Annotated in this window: 10 protein-coding genes, 2 tRNA genes, 3 rRNA genes and 1 pseudogene; 1 reads left to right on the top strand and 15 read right to left on the bottom strand. The window is 41.3% G+C overall.

Features of this window, described 5'->3' with window-relative positions:
- Positions 1–148: 148 nt before the first annotated feature.
- The 3 genes from DQN24_RS05250 to DQN24_RS05240 form a co-directional block, all read right to left on the bottom strand.
- Positions 149–7,354 (bottom strand): YadA-like family protein, encoded by a 7,206-nt coding sequence (locus tag DQN24_RS05250; RefSeq protein ID WP_111695493.1) that lies wholly within the window; start codon positions 7,352–7,354, stop codon positions 149–151.
- A gap of 426 nt (positions 7,355–7,780) precedes the next feature.
- A complete protein-coding gene (gene rnb / locus DQN24_RS05245) occupies positions 7,781–9,760 on the bottom strand; it encodes an exoribonuclease II (protein WP_021035418.1) in 1,980 nt (659 codons plus the stop codon).
- 79 nt (positions 9,761–9,839) lie between these two features.
- Positions 9,840–10,628, bottom strand: a complete 789-nt coding sequence (locus tag DQN24_RS05240) for an SDR family oxidoreductase (protein WP_005667099.1) — start codon at positions 10,626–10,628, stop codon at positions 9,840–9,842.
- A 230-nt stretch (positions 10,629–10,858) separates the two neighbouring features.
- Here DQN24_RS05240 and prfC point away from each other — a divergent pair, with 230 nt between their 5' ends.
- Positions 10,859–12,439 carry a peptide chain release factor 3 gene (gene prfC / locus DQN24_RS05235; protein WP_021035419.1) on the top strand — a complete coding sequence of 527 codons (1,581 nt, stop codon included), beginning with the start codon at positions 10,859–10,861 and terminating at the stop codon, positions 12,437–12,439.
- Between the two features lie 75 nt (positions 12,440–12,514).
- On the opposite strand, the gene DQN24_RS05230 is transcribed toward prfC, so the two are convergent.
- The 12 genes and pseudogenes from DQN24_RS05230 to lldD all read right to left on the bottom strand — a co-directional run bounded on the left by DQN24_RS05230 (position 12,515) and on the right by lldD (position 23,099).
- Positions 12,515–12,748: a YgjV family protein gene (locus DQN24_RS05230; protein ID WP_005632089.1), complete on the bottom strand. Its 234-nt coding sequence runs from the start codon at positions 12,746–12,748 to the stop codon at positions 12,515–12,517.
- Between the two features lie 102 nt (positions 12,749–12,850).
- A complete protein-coding gene (locus DQN24_RS05225; protein WP_005670246.1) occupies positions 12,851–13,180 on the bottom strand; it encodes a branched-chain amino acid transporter permease in 330 nt (109 codons plus the stop codon).
- Positions 13,177–13,896: pseudogene (azlC, locus tag DQN24_RS05220) on the bottom strand (azaleucine resistance protein AzlC). The gene DQN24_RS05225 and the pseudogene azlC overlap by 4 nt, the downstream one beginning before the upstream one ends.
- Positions 13,897–13,905: 9 nt before the next feature.
- Entirely contained in the window at positions 13,906–14,835 is a 930-nt protein-coding gene (locus DQN24_RS05215) for a LysR family transcriptional regulator (RefSeq protein WP_021035420.1), read from the bottom strand.
- Between the two features lie 263 nt (positions 14,836–15,098).
- Positions 15,099–15,611 (bottom strand): hypothetical protein, encoded by a 513-nt coding sequence (locus DQN24_RS05210; RefSeq protein WP_041175358.1) that lies wholly within the window; start codon positions 15,609–15,611, stop codon positions 15,099–15,101.
- Between the two features lie 9 nt (positions 15,612–15,620).
- A complete protein-coding gene (locus DQN24_RS05205; RefSeq protein ID WP_111695492.1) occupies positions 15,621–15,848 on the bottom strand; it encodes a hypothetical protein in 228 nt (75 codons plus the stop codon).
- A gap of 268 nt (positions 15,849–16,116) precedes the next feature.
- Positions 16,117–16,232, bottom strand: a 5S ribosomal RNA gene (gene rrf / locus DQN24_RS05200).
- A gap of 198 nt (positions 16,233–16,430) precedes the next feature.
- A 23S ribosomal RNA gene (locus DQN24_RS05195) occupies positions 16,431–19,329 on the bottom strand.
- Positions 19,330–19,731: 402 nt separating this feature from the next.
- A tRNA-Ala gene (locus DQN24_RS05190) sits at positions 19,732–19,807 on the bottom strand.
- A gap of 85 nt (positions 19,808–19,892) precedes the next feature.
- Positions 19,893–19,969, bottom strand: a tRNA-Ile gene (locus DQN24_RS05185).
- Positions 19,970–20,048: 79 nt separating this feature from the next.
- Positions 20,049–21,587: ribosomal RNA gene (locus DQN24_RS05180) — 16S ribosomal RNA — on the bottom strand.
- Together the 16S, 23S and 5S rRNA genes with 2 tRNA genes alongside form the textbook arrangement of a ribosomal RNA operon.
- Positions 21,588–21,953: 366 nt before the next feature.
- Complete coding sequence (gene lldD, locus DQN24_RS05175; RefSeq protein ID WP_021035422.1) at positions 21,954–23,099, bottom strand: FMN-dependent L-lactate dehydrogenase LldD; 1,146 nt, start codon at positions 23,097–23,099, stop codon at positions 21,954–21,956.
- Positions 23,100–23,208 lie beyond the last annotated feature (109 nt).

Genomic DNA, 23,208 nt, shown 5'->3' with positions numbered 1-23,208 from the left:
TATTTTCATCTTTTAATTCAATTTAAAAACACCGCACTTTAACCATCAAAAGGAAATTTAACACAAATTCATTTGGTTGAAACGATACATAATAGCCACCCATAAAAAAAGCGGCAAATGCCGCTTTTTAAGAGAGATAATCCAAACTTTACCACTGGTAACCAACACCTGCTGCAACGCCTGTTTTACCTTGACTATTGGTTGTGCCTGACAAGCGAATAATCACTTTGCCATTATCGGAAATTCTTGATACCCCGATAGCTAAACCATTTTGACCTTGATAACTACTTCCCGCAATAGCAACCATTGATTTACCTGGCATAGTGGCTTGTGGTAACTGTGAAGCCGCTAATGCACTTGCTGTACCTGCATCTGCACGTTTGCCCACTTTATTCACTTTGCCCTCAAGATTATTCACTTGTCCAGCAAGGTTTGTTACCCCTTTTGCCACAGCATACAACTGGCTTCCGTTAATCGCATCGGTGGAAGTGGCAGAAATATCGCCATTAGCCACATTGTCAATGACCACGCCTTTGCCGTTCGATTGATTGTTCGGATCAAGGCGGACAACGTGTTTTTCATCGGTAGAAACTTTATCATTGCTCACTTCGCCTTTGGTTTTATCCGCAGCACCGTCAGCATTGGTGTAATACCACTTATCCGCACCATTTTCGGTTACTTTCACAACTTTCTTACCGTTTGCATCCACGTTACCAAGTGTCACTTCTTTGTTACTCGCCGTACCATCAGCATTCAGTTCATACCATTTAGTTTGACCATCTTTGACAACTTTAGTGATTTTCTTACCGTTTGCATCGGTATTGTAGATTTGCGTTAAAGGCAATTCCACATCGGTTTTCACAAAGGTTGTGGTCACTTTATCGCCGTTTGCATCGGTGCTTTCCATCGTTGCCGCGCTCACTTTGGTATTTAAACCATTAGCAAAACGGACTTTGTCGTGGGCATTTACAGTTTCCAGTTTAGTATCAGACAAGGCTTTTTCTTTATCGCCAAACGCTGCTTTCGCTTCTGTTTCATTTGACAAACCAAGCTCAAAGCCTGATTTCGCAATCGCATCTGCCACTTGGTTACCTGTTACATAGCCAGAACCTTTGTTGGTTAGGGTAACAGCGGTATTGCTGCTGCCGTCAGCAGAAACGACTTTGCCGTTTTCAACCTTATATTTTTCAGTTTTACCTGCCATCGGTTTACCAGTTGTTAAGTCAATATCCTCTTTGCTGTAATACTTATCGCCAACTTTAACCAGGCTCGTTTCCTTTCCATTGGTTTCTTTGACGGTAAATTCATTCGATTTAACCACTTCGCCTTTAGCCAATTCAAAAGTAATTTCACGCCTACCGCCATCTAGTGTTTTACCAGAAACGCTAATACCGTTACTACCTTTGAAATTAACCTTATCGGCATTTCTCACTTGGTCATTGTAGCCATCGCCTACAGAAATCTGCCAGCCCAAGTTTTTCAAATCGCCCACAGTTGCCGCATTGCTTGATGTTGAATTTGCCAAGTCTGCCAATCCTGCCTTGCCTGGGTTGGCTACTTTAACAGAGGCTGTACCATCCGTTGGTGCGGCATTATTTGCCCCCAATGTATCTTTCGGATAATACTTGCCATCATTTGCTAATGCTAATTCCTTACCATCTACTGTTGGAGCGGCAAAGGTTTTCGCACCATTTGCAAGATTGCCTAAAGCCGTTGGCTTATTGCTATCTGCAGTTGGGCTTACCAAATTCACACTTAATTTACCAACTTGTTCATCAGTCAATGCAGTTGCTGACGGCTCGCCTTTATCATCTAAAGTGTAGTATTTATCCCCCACTTTACTTACCGCTTTGCCATTTTCTGTTGTGTATTGAACAGGCAAACCTGTTACATCGGTGCGGACATAAGTATTGGTAACTTTATTACCATCTTTATCCACATCTTCCACTACAGCCGCTTTCACTACGGTATTTTTACCATTTGCAAAACGCACATTATCATTTGCATTAACACGCTCAAGCATAACATCTGATAAGGCTTTGCCACCAGTCGTAAAGGCAGAAACAGCTTGATCAGCATTCGCCAAACCTAAATTCCAACCAGACTTCGCAATGGCTTCTGCCACCTGTTTACCTGTAACCACACCTTGATTTTGGTTAGTTAAAGTAACGGCATTGCCCATAGTGGTAGTTCCATCAGTATTAACGGCAAAGACTTCATTACCCACTGTTTTATATTTAGCAGCAACTTTCTTACCATTAGTTTCTTTTGGTTTACCTGTCGCAGGATCAATATCTTCCTCACTGAAGTATTCATCGCCGATCTTCACAAGTTTTGTGTTATCTGGTGCGCGGAATTCATTGTCTTTCAAGACTTCGCCAACATTTACATCATACTTAACCGTAATGTTACCTTGATCATCTTTACTTACAGTCGCAGTAGTTGTCTTACCGTTCTTGAAGTTCACGCTTGTGCCTGATGTAACGGTTTGGGCGTTGTCTTTGGTTAATGCAGTTTCATTATTACCAACAGTTGTACCCTCGCCAGTGACTTTCCAACCAGCCTTGTTCACTGCTTCAATCACAGTCTCTGCAGTCACTAAGCCTTTACCTGCATCTGTATCATCAGCTGTATTGGCATTTGTGCCACCTGCATCTTTGTTACCTTTACCAGTAACTAACTTACCGTCTTTTTCAGCAATAACAGAAGTCTTCGTACCGATTTTAACTTTAGTGGTTTTTCCATTATCTTTACTATCTACAGTCACTGTTGTTGTATCTGCACTCGCACTCAAGAACTCAACTGTGTCGTAAGTACGGACAAAATCAACATTTTCTGACTTACCTGTTGCGGAACCAGTTGTAACACCCTTAATATTCCAACCAGCACTCAACACATCTTTCACACTTGCTGCAAGGTTATGATTTTTAACATCTACACCATTTTCAGCTTTTGTTGTTGTGCCTGTGATAGTGTCAGTTAAGGTTGAACCAATACCTCGTAATTGAATATCAGCAGCACCTTTCGCCAACTTCAATCCGCCATTTTCATTCGTAATATCAACTGCATTCGCACCAGAACCAATCGACAACTTATCACTAAAGGTCGCGGTTTTCGCTTCAAGGTTTTTTGCCAAGTCAAAGGTAATATTTTTTCCATCACGTTTAACTTTCAGGTTTTTACCCGCGTTAAAGGTTAAGGTGTCGCCTGCTTTAAGTGCATCATCTCCCTTATCTGTCGCATCAGCTTCATTAAGTGCGGTATCTAAATTCGCTGTTTTCACAAAGGTTGCCGCACTGTTAATTGCTGTTGCAACATCTTTTACAGTTGCAACTGATTTATCTGCCTTATCAGCATCTTTTACAGTAACCTTACCACGATTATTTTTAGTTTCAGTAGTTGCATCATCAGCAGGAACTGAAGTATCCACTGTATTAAATTCGCCTTTAGTTACCGCTGTGCCGTTTTCACTAACAGTTAAAACATTATTAGTGCTTTTATCCACTTTGAGCTTAATAGTATCGCCATTTTTTTCAAGACCGCTATCTGCTTTGGTTTCAGCCACACTAACAGTAATCGTATGTTTACCATTTTCAGAAGCAGAAGTAACAGTTGCAGCACCAGATCCAGTAAAGAGAACTTCATCAGCTTGTTTAACTTTATAGCTTTCCTCGTCAGTACCGTTTTTGGTTGATACTACCCAACCCAATTTACGCAAATCGCCCACAGTTGCTGCAGTGCTGTCAGCCACCAACAGCTGTTGATCCGCACCTTTTTCATTTAGATTTAATAAACCTTTATAAGCATCTTCAAAGTGTCTATTTAAATCAGTTATAGAGTTATTGTTAAGATCAAAATTCTTATCATCATAAGCTCTTAAACCACTTGTAACATTAGTAATAGCTTTATTACCCGCTTTAATGCCATCTTTGGTTACGCTAATGGTGTTTGCAGTGTCAGCACCTGTCGTACCGCCATTTGGCGTGATGGTTAAGCCCTCATTGGTAATCTTAGTGCTTGCACCGTTTGCACCAGCTCCCGTTTTACCTAAAGTAATACTTGTTAAATCACTAAGTGTATCTTTCAGTGAATAAGTAAAGTTCGCACCCTCTTGTTTCACTTTTAAGTTCTTACCCGCTTTAAAGGTTACTTTGTCGCCCGCTTTGACTTCTTTATCTGTCGCTTGTCCATCAAGCTCTCCGCCATTAGCAGTATCTGCTTCAGCTTTTGCAGTCCAACTTAATTTATTTAACGCTTCCGCTAAACCACTTGCATTAACAAGTTTATTACCATTACCACCATTAGTTGTATCAGGGGTTTTTACCTTACCGTTTTCTACAGTAAGTGCGGTCGTATCTGCAGCGATTTTATCGCCGTCTAGTTTCAAGCCATCTCCAACTTTCGCTTCATACTTAACGGTAATACCGTTGATATCTTTAGTTACAATCGCAGTTGTACCATTACCACTAGCAAAGGTTACATTTGTGCCTGATGCGACAGTTTCAAAACCATCTCCATTTTGAGGAGTTGCTGTTGTTTTAACTCTCCAACCAGCTTTGTTCACTGCTTCAATCACAGTCTCTGCAGTCACTAAGCCTTTGCCATCATCCGTATCATCAGTTGCAGGAGTGGTGTTTGTACCACCATTTGCTTTGTTATCTTTTCCAGTAAGCAACTTACCATCTTTTTCAGCGATAACAGAAGTCTTCGCACCAATTTTAACTTCGGCACCTTTCTTGTCAGTTTTTTGAGTTACCGTTACAGTCGTTGTTTTGCCATCATCTACAAAATCTACCGTATCGTAGGTTGCAACAAAATCAATATTCTCAACAGTACCACCTGCAGTCTTAGCACCTTTAATATTCCAACCACTACTCAACACGTCGCCAACAGTCGCTGCACGATTACGATGAGCGTCATCAACTTGGTTATCCAGATGAGCTGTATTACCTATACGATGATCAGCCAAGGTTGAGGCAATATTAGTCAAGTGAACCGTAGTATCGCCATTAGCACCCGCAGGCTCTTTAGTGAACTTCAAGCCGTCAGCCGTGCTAGTCACATTCACTTTTGGTGTTGCAGCACCGCCTGCAGCAGGCATACCCCCACCAATCGTTAAGGTATCACTCACAGTCGCAGTTTTCACATCAAGGTCTTTCGCTAAAGCAAAGGTTACGTTACTACCGTCACGTTTAACTCTTAAGTTTTTACCTGCTTTCAAGGTTAAGGTGTCGCCTGCCTTGAGAGCATCATTTTTACCATCATCTGTTGGTTTATCATTAATTTCAGTGTCGTCATTTTCCACTTTCACGAAAGTTGCGGCGTCGTTAATCGCTTTAGCTACATCAACCACTGTCGCGACTTTTTTCTTGTCATCATCAGTTGGTGTGCCATTTGTCACACCAGTTACAACTACTTTACCGCGGTTGGCATCTGCAGCTTGACCTGCAGCTGCAGTTGCATCAGTCTGCACAGTTTCAAAGCTACCTTTAGTAACAGACGCACCGTTACCATTAACCGTTAAAACATTATTGGTATCCGTGCTTGCTTTGAGTTTAATCTTGCCATCAGCTTTCTCAAGACCGTCGCCAACTTGGGTTTCTGCTACATCAACAGTTACAGTATATTTTCCGTTGTTATCAGATTTCGCAGATACAGTCGCCGCACCCTTACCTTTGAACTCAACTTCATTGGCGTTTTTAACCGCTGCGTGGAATGCCTTATCTTCAACACCGCCGCCATCTTTCGTGGTTTTATCAGCTGAAAGCACCCAGCCCAAGCCTGCCAAGTCGCCTACAGTGGCAGCTTTTTTAGCTAGCTCGTCATTTGTTGTAGCACCACCTACTGCAGGTGTTGTAACGCTACTCAAATCAACTAAATTTTGTTTAGCTTTATCAACAGTGTTATCTGCAGGCTGAGGTTGAGCTTGTGCATTAGCTTGCCCATAAGTTTTTAAAGCACTCGCAACATTGGTAATTTCTTTACCACCCGCTTTAATGCCATCTTTGGTTACGCTGATTTTATCTTCTTCTTTAGCTGTTACACCTGCGTTAGTTGCTGGCGTGATGGTTAAGCCGTCTTTGGTAATTTCGGTTTTCGCACCATTTCCGCCATTAGCTGTAGCGTCATTTAAAGTAATGCTCGTTAAGCCCGTTAAAGTATCTTTCAGTGAATAAGTAAAGTCCGCACCATCTTGTTTCACTTTTAAGTTCTTGCCCGCTTTAAAGGTTACCGTTTCGCCCGCTTTGACTTCTTGACCGTTTGCAGCTTTTGTATTATCTACCTCGCCGCCGTCTTCTTTATCAGCTTTTGCAGTCCAACTTAATTTATTTAACGCATCAACTAAATCGCCTGCCTTAACAAGTTTTTTCTTCTCGTCATCAGAAGCAAGCTCTTTAACTTTACCTTTCGGATTATTAACGTCCTTACCATCATTCACAGTAAGTGCGGTCGTATCTGCAACGATTTTTTTGCTAATGTTATCAATCTTCAAGCCATCGCCAACTTTTGCATTATATTTAACAGTAATGCCATTGTTATCTTTGGTCACTTCCGCAGTTGTACCATTACCATCAGCAAAGGTTACATTCGTGCCTGATGTGACAGTTTCAAACTTATCAGCTTGACCATTAGCTGTTGTTTTAATTCTCCAACCAGCATTGTTCACAGCATCAATCACTTCTTTTGCAGTAACTAAGCCTTTGCCCTCGTCTGTAGAAGAACCATTCTCGCCTTTTTCTTTACCAGTAACCAACTTACCGTCCTTTTCTTTGATAACAGAAGTCTTCGCACCGATTTTAACTTCAGTTCTAACTCCGCTATCTTTACTTTCTACAGTAACAGTCGTGGTTTCTGGATTTGCACTTAAAAACTCAACCGTGTCGTAAGTACGGACAAAATCAACATTATCAGAAGTTGTCTCGTTAGGTTTAACCCCCTTAATGTTCCAACCTGCATTCAACACATCAGCTACACTCGCAGCACGATTATGATTTTCAACAGCCACACCGTTAGTTGCAGTTTTTGTTGTACCCGTGATAGTATCAGCCAAGGTAGAGCCAATGCCATTTAAATGAACGTAAGCTTCCTTACCTGTTTTACCCTCTTGTGCAAAATTCAAGCCATTTGCCGTGCTAGTGACATTTACTTTTGGCGTTGCAGTACCACCCGTAGCAGGTGTATTTCCGCCAATCGTTAAAGTATCGTTCGCTTCAGCCGTTGCGGACAACAGGGTTGCCAATACGGCAACTGCCACGGTGGCGGAGGCGCATTTGGTGTGGGTGCGAGTGAGTTCAGATACGACAACCCAAGTTTGAGTCACAACATTCCAAATAACGTTAAAAATTTTGTTCATTTTTATTTACCTTATATTTAATAAAATTAATGATAAATATACTTTTCTTAGTGAAATCGCGCACATTCTATTCTATATTTGGAGAATAAAAAAGTGATATTTTGCGAAAAATTTAGCCTCAAAAAAAAAAAAAAAAAAAAAAAAAAAAAAAAAAAAAAAAAAAAAAAAAAAAAAAAATAAAATAAAATAAAATAAAAAAATAAAAAAACAAATATTTACACAAAAATCAAATCTTTTCAGATAAGTTAATTTATTTTTTATTTAAAATAAGGTTTAGGTTTATTTATCTTTTATTTCTTTTTAGCAAGAAAAAAGATTAATCATGACTCATTTTAGGTGTTTTTTGTTGAAAAGTGCGGTAAAAATTAAAAGAAAAACCTGCTTTCTGGCATTGAAAGCAGGTTTTAGGCAAAAGGGAACGGCAATTTATTGAACGATTTCGCCGACAATGCTGCGTGTGGTTTCTTTCACTTCTGTGAGTTTCACTTTTACCATGTCGCCGATTTTATAAGTGCGGTCGCCTTTTATGTAAAGAGCGAGTTCATCAGGGTTTAGTTGTATTTCTTCTTTGTTGTTGTGCAAGGTGGCAGCAGGAATGAATAGCGATGCACCATTTTCGAGCAGTTGTACGCGTAAGCCTGCCCGCATTACATCTTGCACTTCTGCATTAAATTCCACATTTTCAGCCACTTTCGGCGAAAGATAACGGCAATATAGCCAATCGGCAATATCACGTTCGACGAGGCGATTTTGGCGGCGTGCTTCTTGCAAACGTGCTAAAACTTCATTTTGTGGTTTTTCGCAAGGCTGTTTTGCCAGCACGGCTTTGATTAAGCGATGATTAACCATGTCAGAATATTTACGAATTGGGGATGTCCAAGTGGCATAGCCCTCTAGCCCCAGCCCGAAGTGCGGTGCTAATTCTGATTTAAATTCGGAGAAGGTTAAATAACGGCGTAGGCGTAGGGCTACATAATCACTTTCTAGATGGTCGATGTCGTGGCGCATTTGGCAATAGCCGTTTAATGTTGCTAAGTTTTCTACTGAATAACGTTCTGCCAGTTCTGCTTGATTTTGTTCATTGGCTAAATTTGCCATTAAGAAATTGTGCGCATTTTCTAAGTATTTTTTATCAAAACCGCTGTGGGTGTTGAAAATGCCTGTTTTTGCCTGTTCGTGTAAAAATTGGGCAGCACAGATGTTGGCGATAATCATTGCTTCTTCCACAATTTGATTGGCAATGCGGCGATATTCTGCTTTGATTTCTTGCACTTTGCCGTTTTCTGCCAGCACAAAGGCGTAATCAGGCTTTTCTTTAAAGAGTAAGGAATGGGTTTTACGCCATTGTATGCGTGCTTTGGTAAATTGATGTAACCAATGAATTTGTTGTGCAATTTCTGGCGTTTCTGGCTGCCACACGTTTTGGGTTTGGTCTAAGTAGTCTGAGACGTTGTTGTAAACCAGTTTGGCTTTAGATTGCACATAAGCGGAAACAAAATGCGGTTTGGCTGTGATGTTGCCTGCAAGATCGGTTTCGATATAACAAACCAGTGCGGGGCGGGTTTCATTGGCGATTAAAGAGCATAATTCATCTGATAATTCACGGGGTAACATTGGAATGTTAAAGCCCGGTAAATAATTTGTGAAGCAACGCTGTTTCGCTTCTTGTTCAATTTGGCAATCTAAGGCGATGTAAGCGGTGGGATCGGCAATGGCGACCACGAGTTTCCAGCCTGTTTGCACGCTGTTTTGTGTGATGGGTTCGATATATAAAGCGTCGTCCATATCCATTGTGCTTTCGGAATCAATGGTTACAAAATGAAGTGCGGTCAGATTTTCACGTGTTTTTTGATCTAACATTTCATAATGTTCTACGCCTTGCGCGGGATAGCGGGATTGTTCGTGACGTGCTAATGTGACCCACCAAGGGGCAAATTCGTCATCAGCTCGGCAAATAAATTGATTAATGGTGGCGTAGAAAAAGCGATCGTCACGCAATGGATGGGTTTTTAAATTTGCGACGACCCAATCGCCCTCTTGCAGTTCTTCTTTAACGGATTTCGCCTGTTGCGCGCCAATGGGCTGATTAATGCTTGGGTGATCGACCAGCACTTGTAATTTGTTGTCTTTATTGAACCGCACTTTTGCGATAAAACGTGTGAGCATTGGCTCAATTAAGGCTTCTGGCTCGGCTTGTTCTTTGTCGCCTTGTTTTTCAATGGTGGCTTTGATTTTGTCGCCGTGCATCACTTTTTTCATTGATGGCGGTGCGATGAAATAGTTTTTTTTATCGCACTCTAAAAAGCCGTAGGCTTTATCTGTGCTTTTTACCACGCCCTCAACCTGTTCTTTGCTGTCGTGGATTTGTTGTTTAAGTTGTGCGAGTAGAGGATTATCTTGAAACATAGGTATTTTGAAACATAGTTATATTTTAAAAAAGCGAAAAGGCAGACTGAAAGCCTGCCTAAAATGAATGAAAGAAAAATTATTCTTCGCCTAATTCACCCATTGCCGTAATGCTGAAACCTGCATCAACGTGAACAATTTCGCCTGTAATGCCAGAGGCTAAATCAGAGCATAAAAATGCCGCTGAGTTACCCACATCTTCGATAGTCACAGTGCGACGTAATGCAGCGGTTTTCTCAAAGGTAGAAAGCATTTTCTTGAAGTTTTTAATGCCTGATGCAGCTAAAGTGCGGATTGGGCCTGCTGAAATAGCGTTTACGCGAATGCCCTCTTTGCCTAGATCTGCTGCCATTACGCGCGTTGCGGCTTCAAGAGAGGCTTTTGCGAGGCACATTACGTTGTAATTAGGAATTGCACGTTCTGCACCTAAGTAAGAAAGGGTTAATAATGCTGAATTTGGGTTTAAATAAGGGCGTGCCGCTTGTGCCATTGCGACGAAGCTGTATGCACTGATGTCGTGTGCGATGCGGTAGCCCTCACGGGTTGCGGCATTGACGTAATCGCCGTCTAGTTGATCGCCCGGTGCAAATGCGATTGCGTGAACAAAACCATCAAATTTTTCCCAACGTTTGCTTAATTCTGCGAAGCAATTTTGAATGCTTTCATCAGTTGCCACATCTAAAGGAAGCACGATGTCAGAACCAAATTCTTTGGCAAATTCTTCTACACGCGGTTGTAATTTTTCGTTTAAATAAGTGAAAGCAAGTTCTGCGCCTTGTTCTTTCATTGATTTTGCGATCCCGTAAGCGATGGAACGATTGCTTGCAAGACCTGTGACTAAAATGCGTTTACCTGTTAAGAAACCCATAATTTTTCCTATGTTGTTAGCGTAAAAAACTTGCGTAGTATAAGCGAAAATTTGTTTTTATACAAAGCCGACCAATTTTTAAATTAAACGCGTGGGCTAAAACCCACGCGGTGTTCCATTATAAATTTGTAAAATTGTAGGGTTCTATATAAGGTGTTTTTGCAAAACACGCTATTTTCAAGGATAATACGCCGATTTTTTAATACAATTTGAATGAATAAGAGAAGATTATGGCTTATCCTCAAGAAGTGAATAAACGTCGCACTTTTGCGATTATTTCCCACCCTGATGCGGGCAAAACAACGATTACTGAAAAAGTACTTTTATACGGCAATGCAATTCAAACCGCTGGCTCGGTCAAGGGCAAAGGCTCGGCGGCTCACGCAAAATCTGACTGGATGGAAATGGAAAAACAACGTGGAATTTCGATTACCACTTCTGTGATGCAATTTCCTTATAATGATTGTTTAGTGAATTTGCTCGATACCCCCGGACACGAAGATTTCTCTGAAGATACTTACCGCACTTTAACAGCTGTGGATAGCTGTTTGATGGTTATTGACTCTGCCAAAGGGGTGGAGGAACGTACGATTAAGTTGATGGAAGTCACACGTTTACGTGATACGCCAATTATCACGTTTATGAATAAACTCGACCGTGATATTCGTGATCCGATGGAATTGTTGGACGAGGTGGAAAATGTGTTGAAAATTCGTTGTGCGCCAATTACTTGGCCAATTGGCTGTGGGAAGTTGTTTAAGGGCGTTTATCATCTTGCAAAAGATGAAACCTATTTATATCAATCAGGGCAGGGTTCAACCATTCAGGCAGTTCGTGTTGTTAAAGGCTTGAATAATCTTGAATTAGACGTTGCTGTTGGCGATGATTTGGCACAACAGCTTCGTGATGAATTAGAATTGGTGCAAGGCGCGAGTAATGAATTTGAGCAAGATGCGTTTATTAAAGGGGAACTTACTCCAGTATTTTTCGGGACGGCATTAGGCAATTTTGGGGTGGATCATTTCCTTGATGGCTTAACGCATTGGGCTCCGAAACCACAATCTCGTCAAGCGGATACAAGAACGGTGGAAAGTGCGGAAGAAAAATTCAGTGGTTTTGTGTTTAAAATTCAAGCTAATATGGATCCGAAACACCGTGACAGAGTGGCGTTTATGCGTGTGGTTTCGGGCAAATATGAAAAAGGGATGAAACTTAAACACGTCCGCATTGGAAAAGATGTGGTTATTTCTGATGCGCTTACTTTTATGGCGGGCGATCGCGCTCACGCTGAAGAAGCTTACGCAGGCGATATTATTGGTTTGCATAATCACGGTACCATTCAAATTGGCGATACTTTCACGCAAGGCGAAACGCTGAAATTTACAGGCATTCCAAACTTTGCGCCAGAGTTATTCCGTCGCATTCGTTTGAAAGATCCTCTTAAACAAAAACAACTGTTAAAAGGCCTGGTGCAACTTTCTGAAGAAGGTGCAGTGCAAGTGTTTCGTCCATTATTAAACAACGATTTAATTGTGGGTGCTGTGGGTGTGTTGCAGTTTGATGTGGTGGTTTCTCGTCTAAAAACTGAATATAACGTAGAAGCAATTTATGAAAATGTAAACGTTGCCACAGCTCGTTGGGTGGAATGTGCCGATGGGAAAAAATTTGAAGAATTTAAACGTAAAAACGAGCAAAATTTAGCCTTAGATGGCGGCGATAATTTAACCTATATTGCGCCAACAATGGTAAATCTAAATTTAGCCCAAGAACGTTATCCCGATGTGGCGTTTTATAAAACGCGGGAGCATTAAAATAACAAAGTGCGGTAAAATTCTACCGCACTTTTCCAGAAAAAAAGCGTTGAAATTTAATTCAACGCTTTTCTTTTATTTAGAGAGGTTTTCTTGTTTTAATCGCCAAAGTTGATAAATATTTACCACAACTAAAAACGCATTTAATAATGCAACGGGATATGCTGTGATAATTAAGCTGTAAATAACAAATAAAATCGCGCCGATACTATTTACAATGCGTAAATGCACAATAGATTTAAATAAGAAAGATGCAGCAACAAAAAAAGTCGCCATATAACCTAAAAACTCAATAAAATTAAAGTCCATTATGTTGTTCTCTTTGATTAAAAATAAAAACATTGGCTATGATAAAAGATTTTTAATGCAAGGAAAAGATAAGAAAAAGAAGCAACCGTTTGCAAGGGAAAATTATATAAAAATAAGTTGAACAAGAGCCATATAGAAAAGTGTGCCTACGGCAATAGATAGAAACATATTTTTCTTCCAGAAATGTAAGCCAAGCACGACTATCCCTGCAAGCAAATCAGGAATACCGTGATAGCCAGTTAAAATATCAATATTTTTATAGCAATAAACGACAAGCATACCAAACATTGCTGGAGGTAAAACTTTTCCGAGATAACGGATATATTGTGGAATGGGGCGATTAACAGGAAACACAAAAAATGGTAATAAACGTGTAAATTGTACCGCGACTATACAAATTCCGATGGTAATAATTTGTTCTGTTAGTGTCATTTTGTTTCTAATTTAGCTATTCGCATAGTTAAAATTAACCAAATGCTAATTAATGTTGGAATTAAAAAATATTCTTTTCCTATAATAAGTAAAAAAGCAAATGCAATGCCTAAACCTAATAGAGAGCTTTCGTGAGATTTTTCTTTTAGCCAATTTTCTGCAAAAATAACTAAGAATAGTGCGGTCATTGAAAATTCCACGCCTTTTAAATTAAAAGGTAAAACAGTGCCAAATAAGTTACCCATTACTGCACCAAACACCCAATAAATATGCAAATATAAGCTCACAAAAAACATATACCAGCCTTTATCTAAGTGCGGTGGGATTTTTGCCATATAATTTAAGGAAAAAGATTCATCTACCAGTGTTGTGATTAAATATCAGCGTTTTTTTCCTATATGTATGCCATATTTTTCTAACATTGATATGCCATAAAAAATTTGTCTGGCACTAATCATTAAGGTAATTAATAATACGCTGATTGGAGAGAAAGGTGCGATAAGTGCGCCTGCCGCAATAAATTCAACAGAACCCGCATAAATCAGTAAAGCCATTAAAGTGGGATATAAAAATCCGAAACCAAGTGCTTTCATATAAATACCATATGCTATGCCAAGAAATAAAAATCCTGCAATCATTGGTACGCTGTAGGGAAAAGCAGCCTTAGCCGCTTCAGTAATTGGGTTAGGCTGTTGATTTTGTTGAGATAAATCCATTAATTACGTCTATAAATTTAAAACAGAAAGTCCGGGTAAAGTTGAGAAACTTTGAGATTTGACTGTTTGATAAAAATCTTCCAAATAAGAAAGGGATTCGTCTTCTTTGCGAATCGCGGCATATAAGTTGCTGTATAAGCCACTTTTTGTGATTTTTCTTGCTACGACATAACCTTTTTCCAAATAAGGCAAGGCCGCCCAATAAGGCGCTGTGGCAATACCGCGTTTGCTCGCAACAAGTTGAATCATTGCAATAGTAAGTTCTGTTGTACGGCGAGTAGGATTAATGCCTTTTGGTTTAAGCACTTTACGCCATAGATCTAACATATCGTCAGGTACGGGGTAAGTTACCCAAGTTTCATCAATAAAATCTTCTGCTTCCCAAATGTCTTTTTCTGCTAAAGAATGATTTTTTGAACAAATTCCAACCATTTCATAAGAAAAGAGCGGTTTAAAAATAACATCATCATTATGCTCTACTTCTGATACTATCGCCCAATCTGCTCGATGGGAAAGTAATAAGCCAACGGGATCCGTATGAAAGCCAGATACAATATCCAATTCTACTAGCCCCCAATGCTGACGGAATTCGTCCATCGCTGGCATTAACCAATCAAAACAAGTATGGCATTCCACCGCTATACGTAATTGTCCTGCATCGCCGTGTTTTACCCGTGCAAGATCACGTTCAGCATCAATCACTTTCGGCATTACTTCATTCGCAAGACGAATTAAACGCTCTCCCGCTGAAGTAAAACGAAGTGGATTACTTTTACGCTCAAATAAAGGCAAGCCAAATTGTTCTTCTATTAATTTAATTTGGTGAGAAAGTGCTGATTGGGTTAAATATACGTGCTTTGCAGCTAGAGAAACACTGCCTGTCTCTTTTAAAGCCAATAAAGTTTTAAGATGTCTAAATTCTAGAAAGGTTGGTTTCATTAATAATATTCATATAAAATTAAGAATTAGAGAATCAGTATAATACCTTAAAATTAGAAATATGCTAATTAATAAAATTAATTATTTGGATAATTATTTTAGTTAAAATACAAAACCCCAGTCCTTAAACTGGGGTTCTTCTGTTTTTATGTAATTTAGATTTGTATTTGATAACCCGGCGGTGCCCTACTCTCACATGGGGAAACCCCACACTACCATCGGCATTACAGCGTTTCATTTCTGATATACATGAGATATGAAAATCATTTATCAATACCTTTTAAAACGGATAATAGAAGAATCAAGATAGTAGAAATAAAAGATAATATAGTTGCAGGAATCTCAGAATAATCAGTCATATTACTAACAAACTTATATATTCCATTCCAAAATTCATGATTAAACACTCCTGAATAAGCTTTAATACCCAGAGCAGGATTTATTATATTTATCAACATAAGCAATAGAGTGGTAAATAGAAATATATAAGCAATATTTCTATTTAATTTTAATGAATTTAAACGTTGCATTGAAAATATAATAAAACAAATAGCAGAAACTATCATTACAATCATCAATCCCCAAACTATAACTGAATTAACATTACCATCAAATAAATAGTGTTTCAGTGGGTAAGATTGACTCCAAGGAAGAAAGAATAATGAAATGGAAATTGTACTATAAATAATAAACTCTATTATGCCTATTTCTTTCTTAAGAGAAATAAACTCAGACATTTGTGTTTTAATATTTTCAAATCCTTGATTATTATTCATAACTTCTCCTTATTTAACCTTGATATGCAAAATAACCGCATTGATTTCACATCGATAAATAATATGATAATCTGGATTTTCAGCAATAATCCTTTTCATAGATTTATCAATCGTTCGCTTTGTGTAATGTAACAAAACGCTAGCTTTTTTTTCTTTGTCTGAAAGATGGGCTTCTTCTTTTAAAATCACAATTTTAGATTGCACGACTCGATTCAATAATTCGTATGACGTTTCCATTCTAAACCTCTCCAAAGTTAAATTGTTTCTTAGCAGTATGTTTCCTTAGATATGTCAATATCTAAGGACTTTAGTATACTAAAGTGAAAAATACTTTATTTTTGTTCTGATTAGAATGATAAAAATGGGAAGGATACAAAGGACATGGGTAAAAAAGAAATAGGGTTTTGAAAAATCTTTTCAGGTATATCTATTTGTAAAAAACAAAAACCCCAGCCTTTCGACTGGGGTTCTTCTTTTTTTATGTGATTTAGATTTTTATTTGATAACCCGGCGGTGCCCTACTCTCACATGGGGAAACCCCACACTACCATCGGCATTACAGCGTTTCACTTCTGAGTTCGGTATGGTCTCAGGTGGTTCCACCGCACTATCGCCGCCGGGATAATTCTTTAATAACTTCTCTCTTTGTTTCTTCTCTTTTACGACTTCACTTTTTTCGCTTTTCGTCTCTCTTCTTCTTATCGGCAACAAGCTGAACTCGATTTTCTTTCTATTTTTCCTTTCTATTAAGTCTTCTATATTTAAGTTGTTTGTCTACTCTTCTCTTTCGCTCTTTTCTCAAAAACACTTGAGCGTTGTATAGTTAAGCCTCTCGGGCAATTAGTATCTGTTAGCTCAATGACTCACATCACTTACACACCAGACCTATCTACGTCTTCGTCTTAAACAACCCTTACTGTCTTAAAGACAGGGAGAACTCATCTCTTGGCAAGTTTCGTGCTTAGATGCTTTCAGCACTTATCTCTTCCGCACTTAGCTACCCGGCAATGCGTCTGGCGACACAACCGGAACACCAGTGGTGCGTCCACTCCGGTCCTCTCGTACTAGGAGCAGCCCCAACCAATTCTCCTACGCCCACGGCAGATAGGGACCGAACTGTCTCACGACGTTCTAAACCCAGCTCGCGTACCACTTTAAATGGCGAACAGCCATACCCTTGGGACCCACTTCAGCCCCAGGATGTGATGAGCCGACATCGAGGTGCCAAACACCGCCGTCGATATGAACTCTTGGGCGGTATCAGCCTGTTATCCCCGGAGTACCTTTTATCCGTTGAGCGATGGCCCTTCCATTCAGAACCACCGGATCACTATGACCTACTTTCGTACCTGCTCGACTTGTCTGTCTCGCAGTTAAGCTTGCTTATACCATTGCACTAACCTCACGATGTCCGACCGTGATTAGCAAACCTTCGTGCTCCTCCGTTACGCTTTGGGAGGAGACCGCCCCAGTCAAACTACCCACCAGACACTGTCCGAGACCGCGTTCCGCAATCTTCGTTAGAACATCAAACGTTAAAGGGTGGTATTTCAAGGATGACTCCATAATCACTGGCGTGACTACTTCTTAGTCTCCCACCTATCCTACACATCAAAATTCAATGTTCAGTGTCAAGCTATAGTAAAGGTTCACGGGGTCTTTCCGTCTAGCCGCGGGTACACCGCATCTTCACGGCGATTTCAATTTCACTGAGTCTCGGGTGGAGACAGCCTGGCCATCATTATGCCATTCGTGCAGGTCGGAACTTACCCGACAAGGAATTTCGCTACCTTAGGACCGTTATAGTTACGGCCGCCGTTTACTGGGGCTTCGATCAGGTGCTTCTCTTGCGATTACACCATCAATTAACCTTCCAGCACCGGGCAGGCATCACACCCTATACCTCCACTTTCGTGTTTGCAGAGTGCTGTGTTTTTAATAAACAGTTGCAGCCAGCGGGTCACTTCGACCGGTTCAACCTTCGAGAGTAAATCTCTACAATCTACGCCGGCGCACCTTCTCCCGAAGTTACGGTGCTATTTTGCCTAGTTCCTTCACCCGAGTTCTCTCAAGCGCCTGAGTATTCTCTACCTGACCACCTGTGTCGGTTTTCAGTACGGTTTAGTAAAGCCTGTCGCTTAGTGGCTTTTCCTGGAAGTGTGGTATCAGTTACTTCAGCTCCGTAGAGCCTCGTCATCATCTCTCAGTGTTTAATAGAAGCCCGGATTTGCCTAAACTTCCCACCTACCAACTTAAACGCACATATCCAACAGTGCGATAACCTAACCTACTCCGTCCCCACATCGCAGCTTTACCAAGTACAGGAATATTAACCTGTTTCCCATCGACTACGCTTTTCAGCCTCGCCTTAGGGGCCGACTCACCCTGCCCCGATTAACGTTGGACAGGAACCCTTGGTCTTCCGGCGAACGGGTTTTTCACCCGTTTTATCGTTACTTATGTCAGCATTCGCACTTCTGATACGTCCAGCTAACCTCTCGATTAACCTTCATCCGCTTACAGAACGCTCCCCTACCCAACAGACTTTCGCCTGATGCCGCAGCTTCGGTGCTATATTTCAGCCCCGTTACATCTTCCGCGCAGGCCGACTCGACTAGTGAGCTATTACGCTTTCTTTAAATGATGGCTGCTTCTAAGCCAACATCCTAGCTGTCTAAGCCTTCCCACTTCGTTTCCCACTTAATATAGACTTGGGGACCTTAGCTGGCGGTCTGGGTTGTTTCCCTCTCCACGACGGACGTTAGCACCCGCCGTGTGTCTCCTGAGTATCACTCTTTGGTATTCGTAGTTTGCATCGGGTTGGTAATCCGGGATGGACCCCTAGCCGAAACAGTGCTCTACCCCCAAAGGTGTCACCTCAAGGCTCTACCTAAATAGATTTCGGGGAGAACCAGCTATCTCCCGGTTTGATTGGCCTTTCACCCCCAGCCACAAGTCATCCGCTAATTTTTCAACATTAGTCGGTTCGGTCCTCCAGTTAGTGTTACCCAACCTTCAACCTGCCCATGGCTAGATCACCGGGTTTCGGGTCTATACCTTGCAACTATTCGCCCAGTTAAGACTCGGTTTCCCTTCGGCTCCCCTATTCGGTTAACCTCGCTACAAAATATAAGTCGCTGACCCATTATACAAAAGGTACGCAGTCACCCTTTCGGGCTCCCACTGCTTGTACGTACAAGGTTTCAGGTTCTATTTCACTCCCCTCACCGGGGTTCTTTTCGCCTTTCCTTCACAGTACTGGTTCACTATCGGTCAATCAGGAGTATTTAGCCTTGGAGGATGGTCCCCCCTTCTTCAAACAGGATATCACGTGTCCCGCCCTACTTCTCGTTAGCTTAGTACCACAATATGGTTTTTAGATACGGGATTATCACCCTCTTTGATTGTGCTTCCCAACACATTCTCCTAACCATACTGTTATCACTTACTGGCTCTTTCGCTTTCGCTCGCCGCTACTGACGAAATCTCGGTTGATTTCTTTTCCTCGGGGTACTTAGATGTTTCAGTTCTCCCGGTTTGCCTCAACAAACTATGTATTCACTTGTTGATAGTAGATTCTTCATCTACTGGGTTTCCCCATTCGGATATCTTGGATTAAACGCCTCTTATCGACTCATCCAAGCTTTTCGCAGATTAGCACGTCCTTCTTCGCCTCTGATTGCCAAGGCATCCACCTTGTACGCTTAGTCACTTAACTATACAACCTCAAATGTTTTCAATCACTTTAAGTTTTCACTTCAAAGTACGGTCAATTTGATGCGTATTTTCATTCAACTAAACACTTGATTGCTTTTGTTCAATCAAGATTTTATGCAAAACAGGTTTTGTTTTTAGAGTTTCCTTCTCAGTTCCCTCCTCTCACTTTCCTGTCTTGCCTACTCAGACTTTCTCTCGAAAATCTCTTGTTTTCAGCTTGTTTCCAATTTTTTAAAGAACAGTTGATAAAACTTTTCAGTTATCATCGTTAAATAAACTAAAAAAATTAAATTTAAAATTAAACTTAAAACTAAGAATAAAATAACCTAATATTTAAAATAGCTTAATACTATCTCAATACCTTATTACTTTGTCTTTTTCTAATTTACTTAACGATGATAAGTGGTGGAGATAAGCGGGATCGAACCGCTGACCTCCTGCGTGCAAGGCAGGCGCTCTCCCAGCTGAGCTATATCCCCATTTATCATTCATCATTTATTATATTAATTAGTTAATATTTTTATAATAAATGATTGACCATTACGCCTTTATCCACTCTCAGAGTGGTGGGTCTGAGTGGACTTGAACCACCGACCTCACCCTTATCAGGGGTGCGCTCTAACCACCTGAGCTACAGACCCAAGGGTAATGTTTTCTTCTGCTCATTTGTCTACAACTATCAGCCAATCTGTGTGAGCACTCGCTGTCTCTCGTCTTCTGTAAGGAGGTGATCCAACCGCAGGTTCCCCTACGGTTACCTTGTTACGACTTCACCCCAGTCATGAATCATACCGTGGTAAACGCCCTCCTAAAGGTTAAGCTATCTACTTCTGGTACAACCCACTCCCATGGTGTGACGGGCGGTGTGTACAAGGCCCGGGAACGTATTCACCGCGACATTCTGATTCGCGATTACTAGCGATTCCGACTTCATGGAGTCGAGTTGCAGACTCCAATCCGGACTTAGACGTACTTTATGAGATTCGCTCCACCTCGCAGCTTCGCTTCCCTCTGTATACGCCATTGTAGCACGTGTGTAGCCCTACTCGTAAGGGCCATGATGACTTGACGTCATCCCCACCTTCCTCCAGTTTATCACTGGCAGTCTCCTTTGAGTTCCCGACCGTATCGCTGGCAACAAAGGATAAGGGTTGCGCTCGTTGCGGGACTTAACCCAACATTTCACAACACGAGCTGACGACAGCCATGCAGCACCTGTCTCTAAGTTCCCGAAGGCACATTCGCATCTCTGCAAACTTCTTAGGATGTCAAGAGTAGGTAAGGTTCTTCGCGTTGCATCGAATTAAACCACATGCTCCACCGCTTGTGCGGGCCCCCGTCAATTCATTTGAGTTTTAACCTTGCGGCCGTACTCCCCAGGCGGTCGATTTATCACGTTAGCTACGGGCGCCAGAGTTAAACCCCAACCCCCAAATCGACAGCGTTTACAGCGTGGACTACCAGGGTATCTAATCCTGTTTGCTCCCCACGCTTTCGCACATGAGCGTCAGTACATTCCCAAGGGGCTGCCTTCGCCTTCGGTATTCCTCCACATCTCTACGCATTTCACCGCTACACGTGGAATTCTACCCCTCCCTAAAGTACTCTAGTTACCCAGTCTGAAATGCAATTCCCAGGTTAAGCCCGGGGCTTTCACACCTCACTTAAATAACCGCCTGCGTGCCCTTTACGCCCAGTTATTCCGATTAACGCTCGCACCCTCCGTATTACCGCGGCTGCTGGCACGGAGTTAGCCGGTGCTTCTTCTGTATTTAACGTCAATTTGATGTACTATTAACACATCAACCTTCCTCAATACCGAAAGAACTTTACAACCCGAAGGCCTTCTTCATTCACGCGGCATGGCTGCGTCAGGGTTCCCCCCATTGCGCAATATTCCCCACTGCTGCCTCCCGTAGGAGTCTGGACCGTGTCTCAGTTCCAGTGTGGCTGGTCATCCTCTCAGACCAGCTAGAGATCGCAGGCTTGGTGAGCCTTTACCCCACCAACTACCTAATCCCACTTGGGCTCATCCTATGGCAGGTGGCTAAAAGTCCCACCCTTTCGTCTCTCGACACTACGCGGTATTAGCGACAGTTTCCCGTCGTTATCCCCCTCCATAAGCCAGATTCCCAAGCATTACTCACCCGTCCGCCACTCGTCAGCAAGAAAGCAAGCTTCCTCCTGCTACCGTTCGACTTGCATGTGTTAAGCCTGCCGCCAGCGTTCAATCTGAGCCATGATCAAACTCTTCAATTCAAGTTCAATCGCTCAATAAACTACTTAGCTATAAATAAAACACTACTTAAAAAAGTAATTATGAATTTTCAGTTAAGCACCTATTAAGACTTCAAAATTAAAAAATATTTTTAAAACAAGTCAATCAACAAGTGCCCACACAGATTGTCTGATATATTGTTAAAGAGCAAAAAAGAACGACGCACTTGGAAACTTAAAAACTTCACAACAGTGCGTCGTTGTGTGCGGTGCATTATAGGGATTTTAAAAACCCTTGCAAGTACTTTTTACAACAATTTTTGAAAAACTCGACCGTTTGTTGAAAATACATACGCAAAATACATAATTCCGCCAACAAACGGTTGATTTTTGATCTCAATTTATAAATTAAAGTTTACTTAGATCAACTAAAGCCTCTGGTTTAATATCAGCAATGGTACGATTGCTAGTTAATGTCATCGCTACACGCATCTCTTTTTTGAAAATGTCTAGCATATTTTCAACACCTTGGCGACCTGCTGCCCCTAAAGCATAAACAAATGCTCGACCTAACATTGTTGCGTCTGCTCCTAATGCCAACATACGGACTACATCTAAACCATTGCGAATGCCTGAATCGGCAATAATTTTAATATCCCCTTTCACTGCATCAGCAATCGGTGGTAACGCTTTTGCACTTGAAAGCACGCCATCTAACTGACGACCACCGTGGTTTGACACCACAATACCATCAGCCCCGAAACGCACCGCATCTTTTGCATCTTCAGGATCAAGAATCCCTTTGATCACCATCGGACCTTCCCAAAACTCGCGAATCCATTCTAAATCTTTCCACGAAATCGACGGATCGAAATTCTCTGTGAGCCAACCAATATAGTCATCTAAGCCAATTTGTCTACCCATATAATTAGAAACATTGCCCAAAGTGTGTGGTTTTCCTTTAATACCTACATCATATGCCCAGAATGGATGCGTAAAGCCTTGCAAAACACGGCGAATTTCTTTGTAAGGACCACTCATTCCTGAGTGCATATCACGATAACGCGCACCTGGTGTTGGCATATCTACGGTGAACACCAAGGTTGAACAGCCCGCAGCCTTCGCACGCTCAAGAGCATTTTTCATAAAGCCACGATCTTTTAATACATAAAGCTGGAACCACATCGGGCGTTTAATCGCTGGCGCAACTTCCTCAATCGGGCAGATTGACACGGTTGAAAGGGTAAATGGCACGCCTTTGTTATCTGCCGCTTGCGCTGCTTGCACTTCCCCTCGGCGCGCATACATTCCGCACGCCCCAACTGGTGCAAGAATAGTTGGCATTGAAAGTTTTTCGCCGAATAATTCTATACTGGTATCCAATTCAGACATATCTTTTAAGACACGTTGTCTTAAAGCAATATTTTCCAAATCACTCACATTACGCGCAAGTGTTTGCTCGGCATAAGAACCGCCATCGGCATAGTGGAACATAAAGGGAGGAACACGGCGGCGTGCCGCTTCACGATAATCGCTAGCTGATGAAATAATCATTTTTACCTCTTATTAAATAAAATAGTGAGAAACCCGATAGGTATTGTAACACTATTTTAACAAATTAAATAAAAATCATAATTATTTTGAGAACTAGATCACAATTTAT

This window comes from Haemophilus influenzae (assembly GCF_900475755.1).
GTDB lineage: Bacteria > Pseudomonadota > Gammaproteobacteria > Enterobacterales > Pasteurellaceae > Haemophilus > Haemophilus influenzae_D.
Note: the sequence above shows the minus strand (reverse complement) of the source record. Positions and strands in the feature narration are given on the sequence as shown.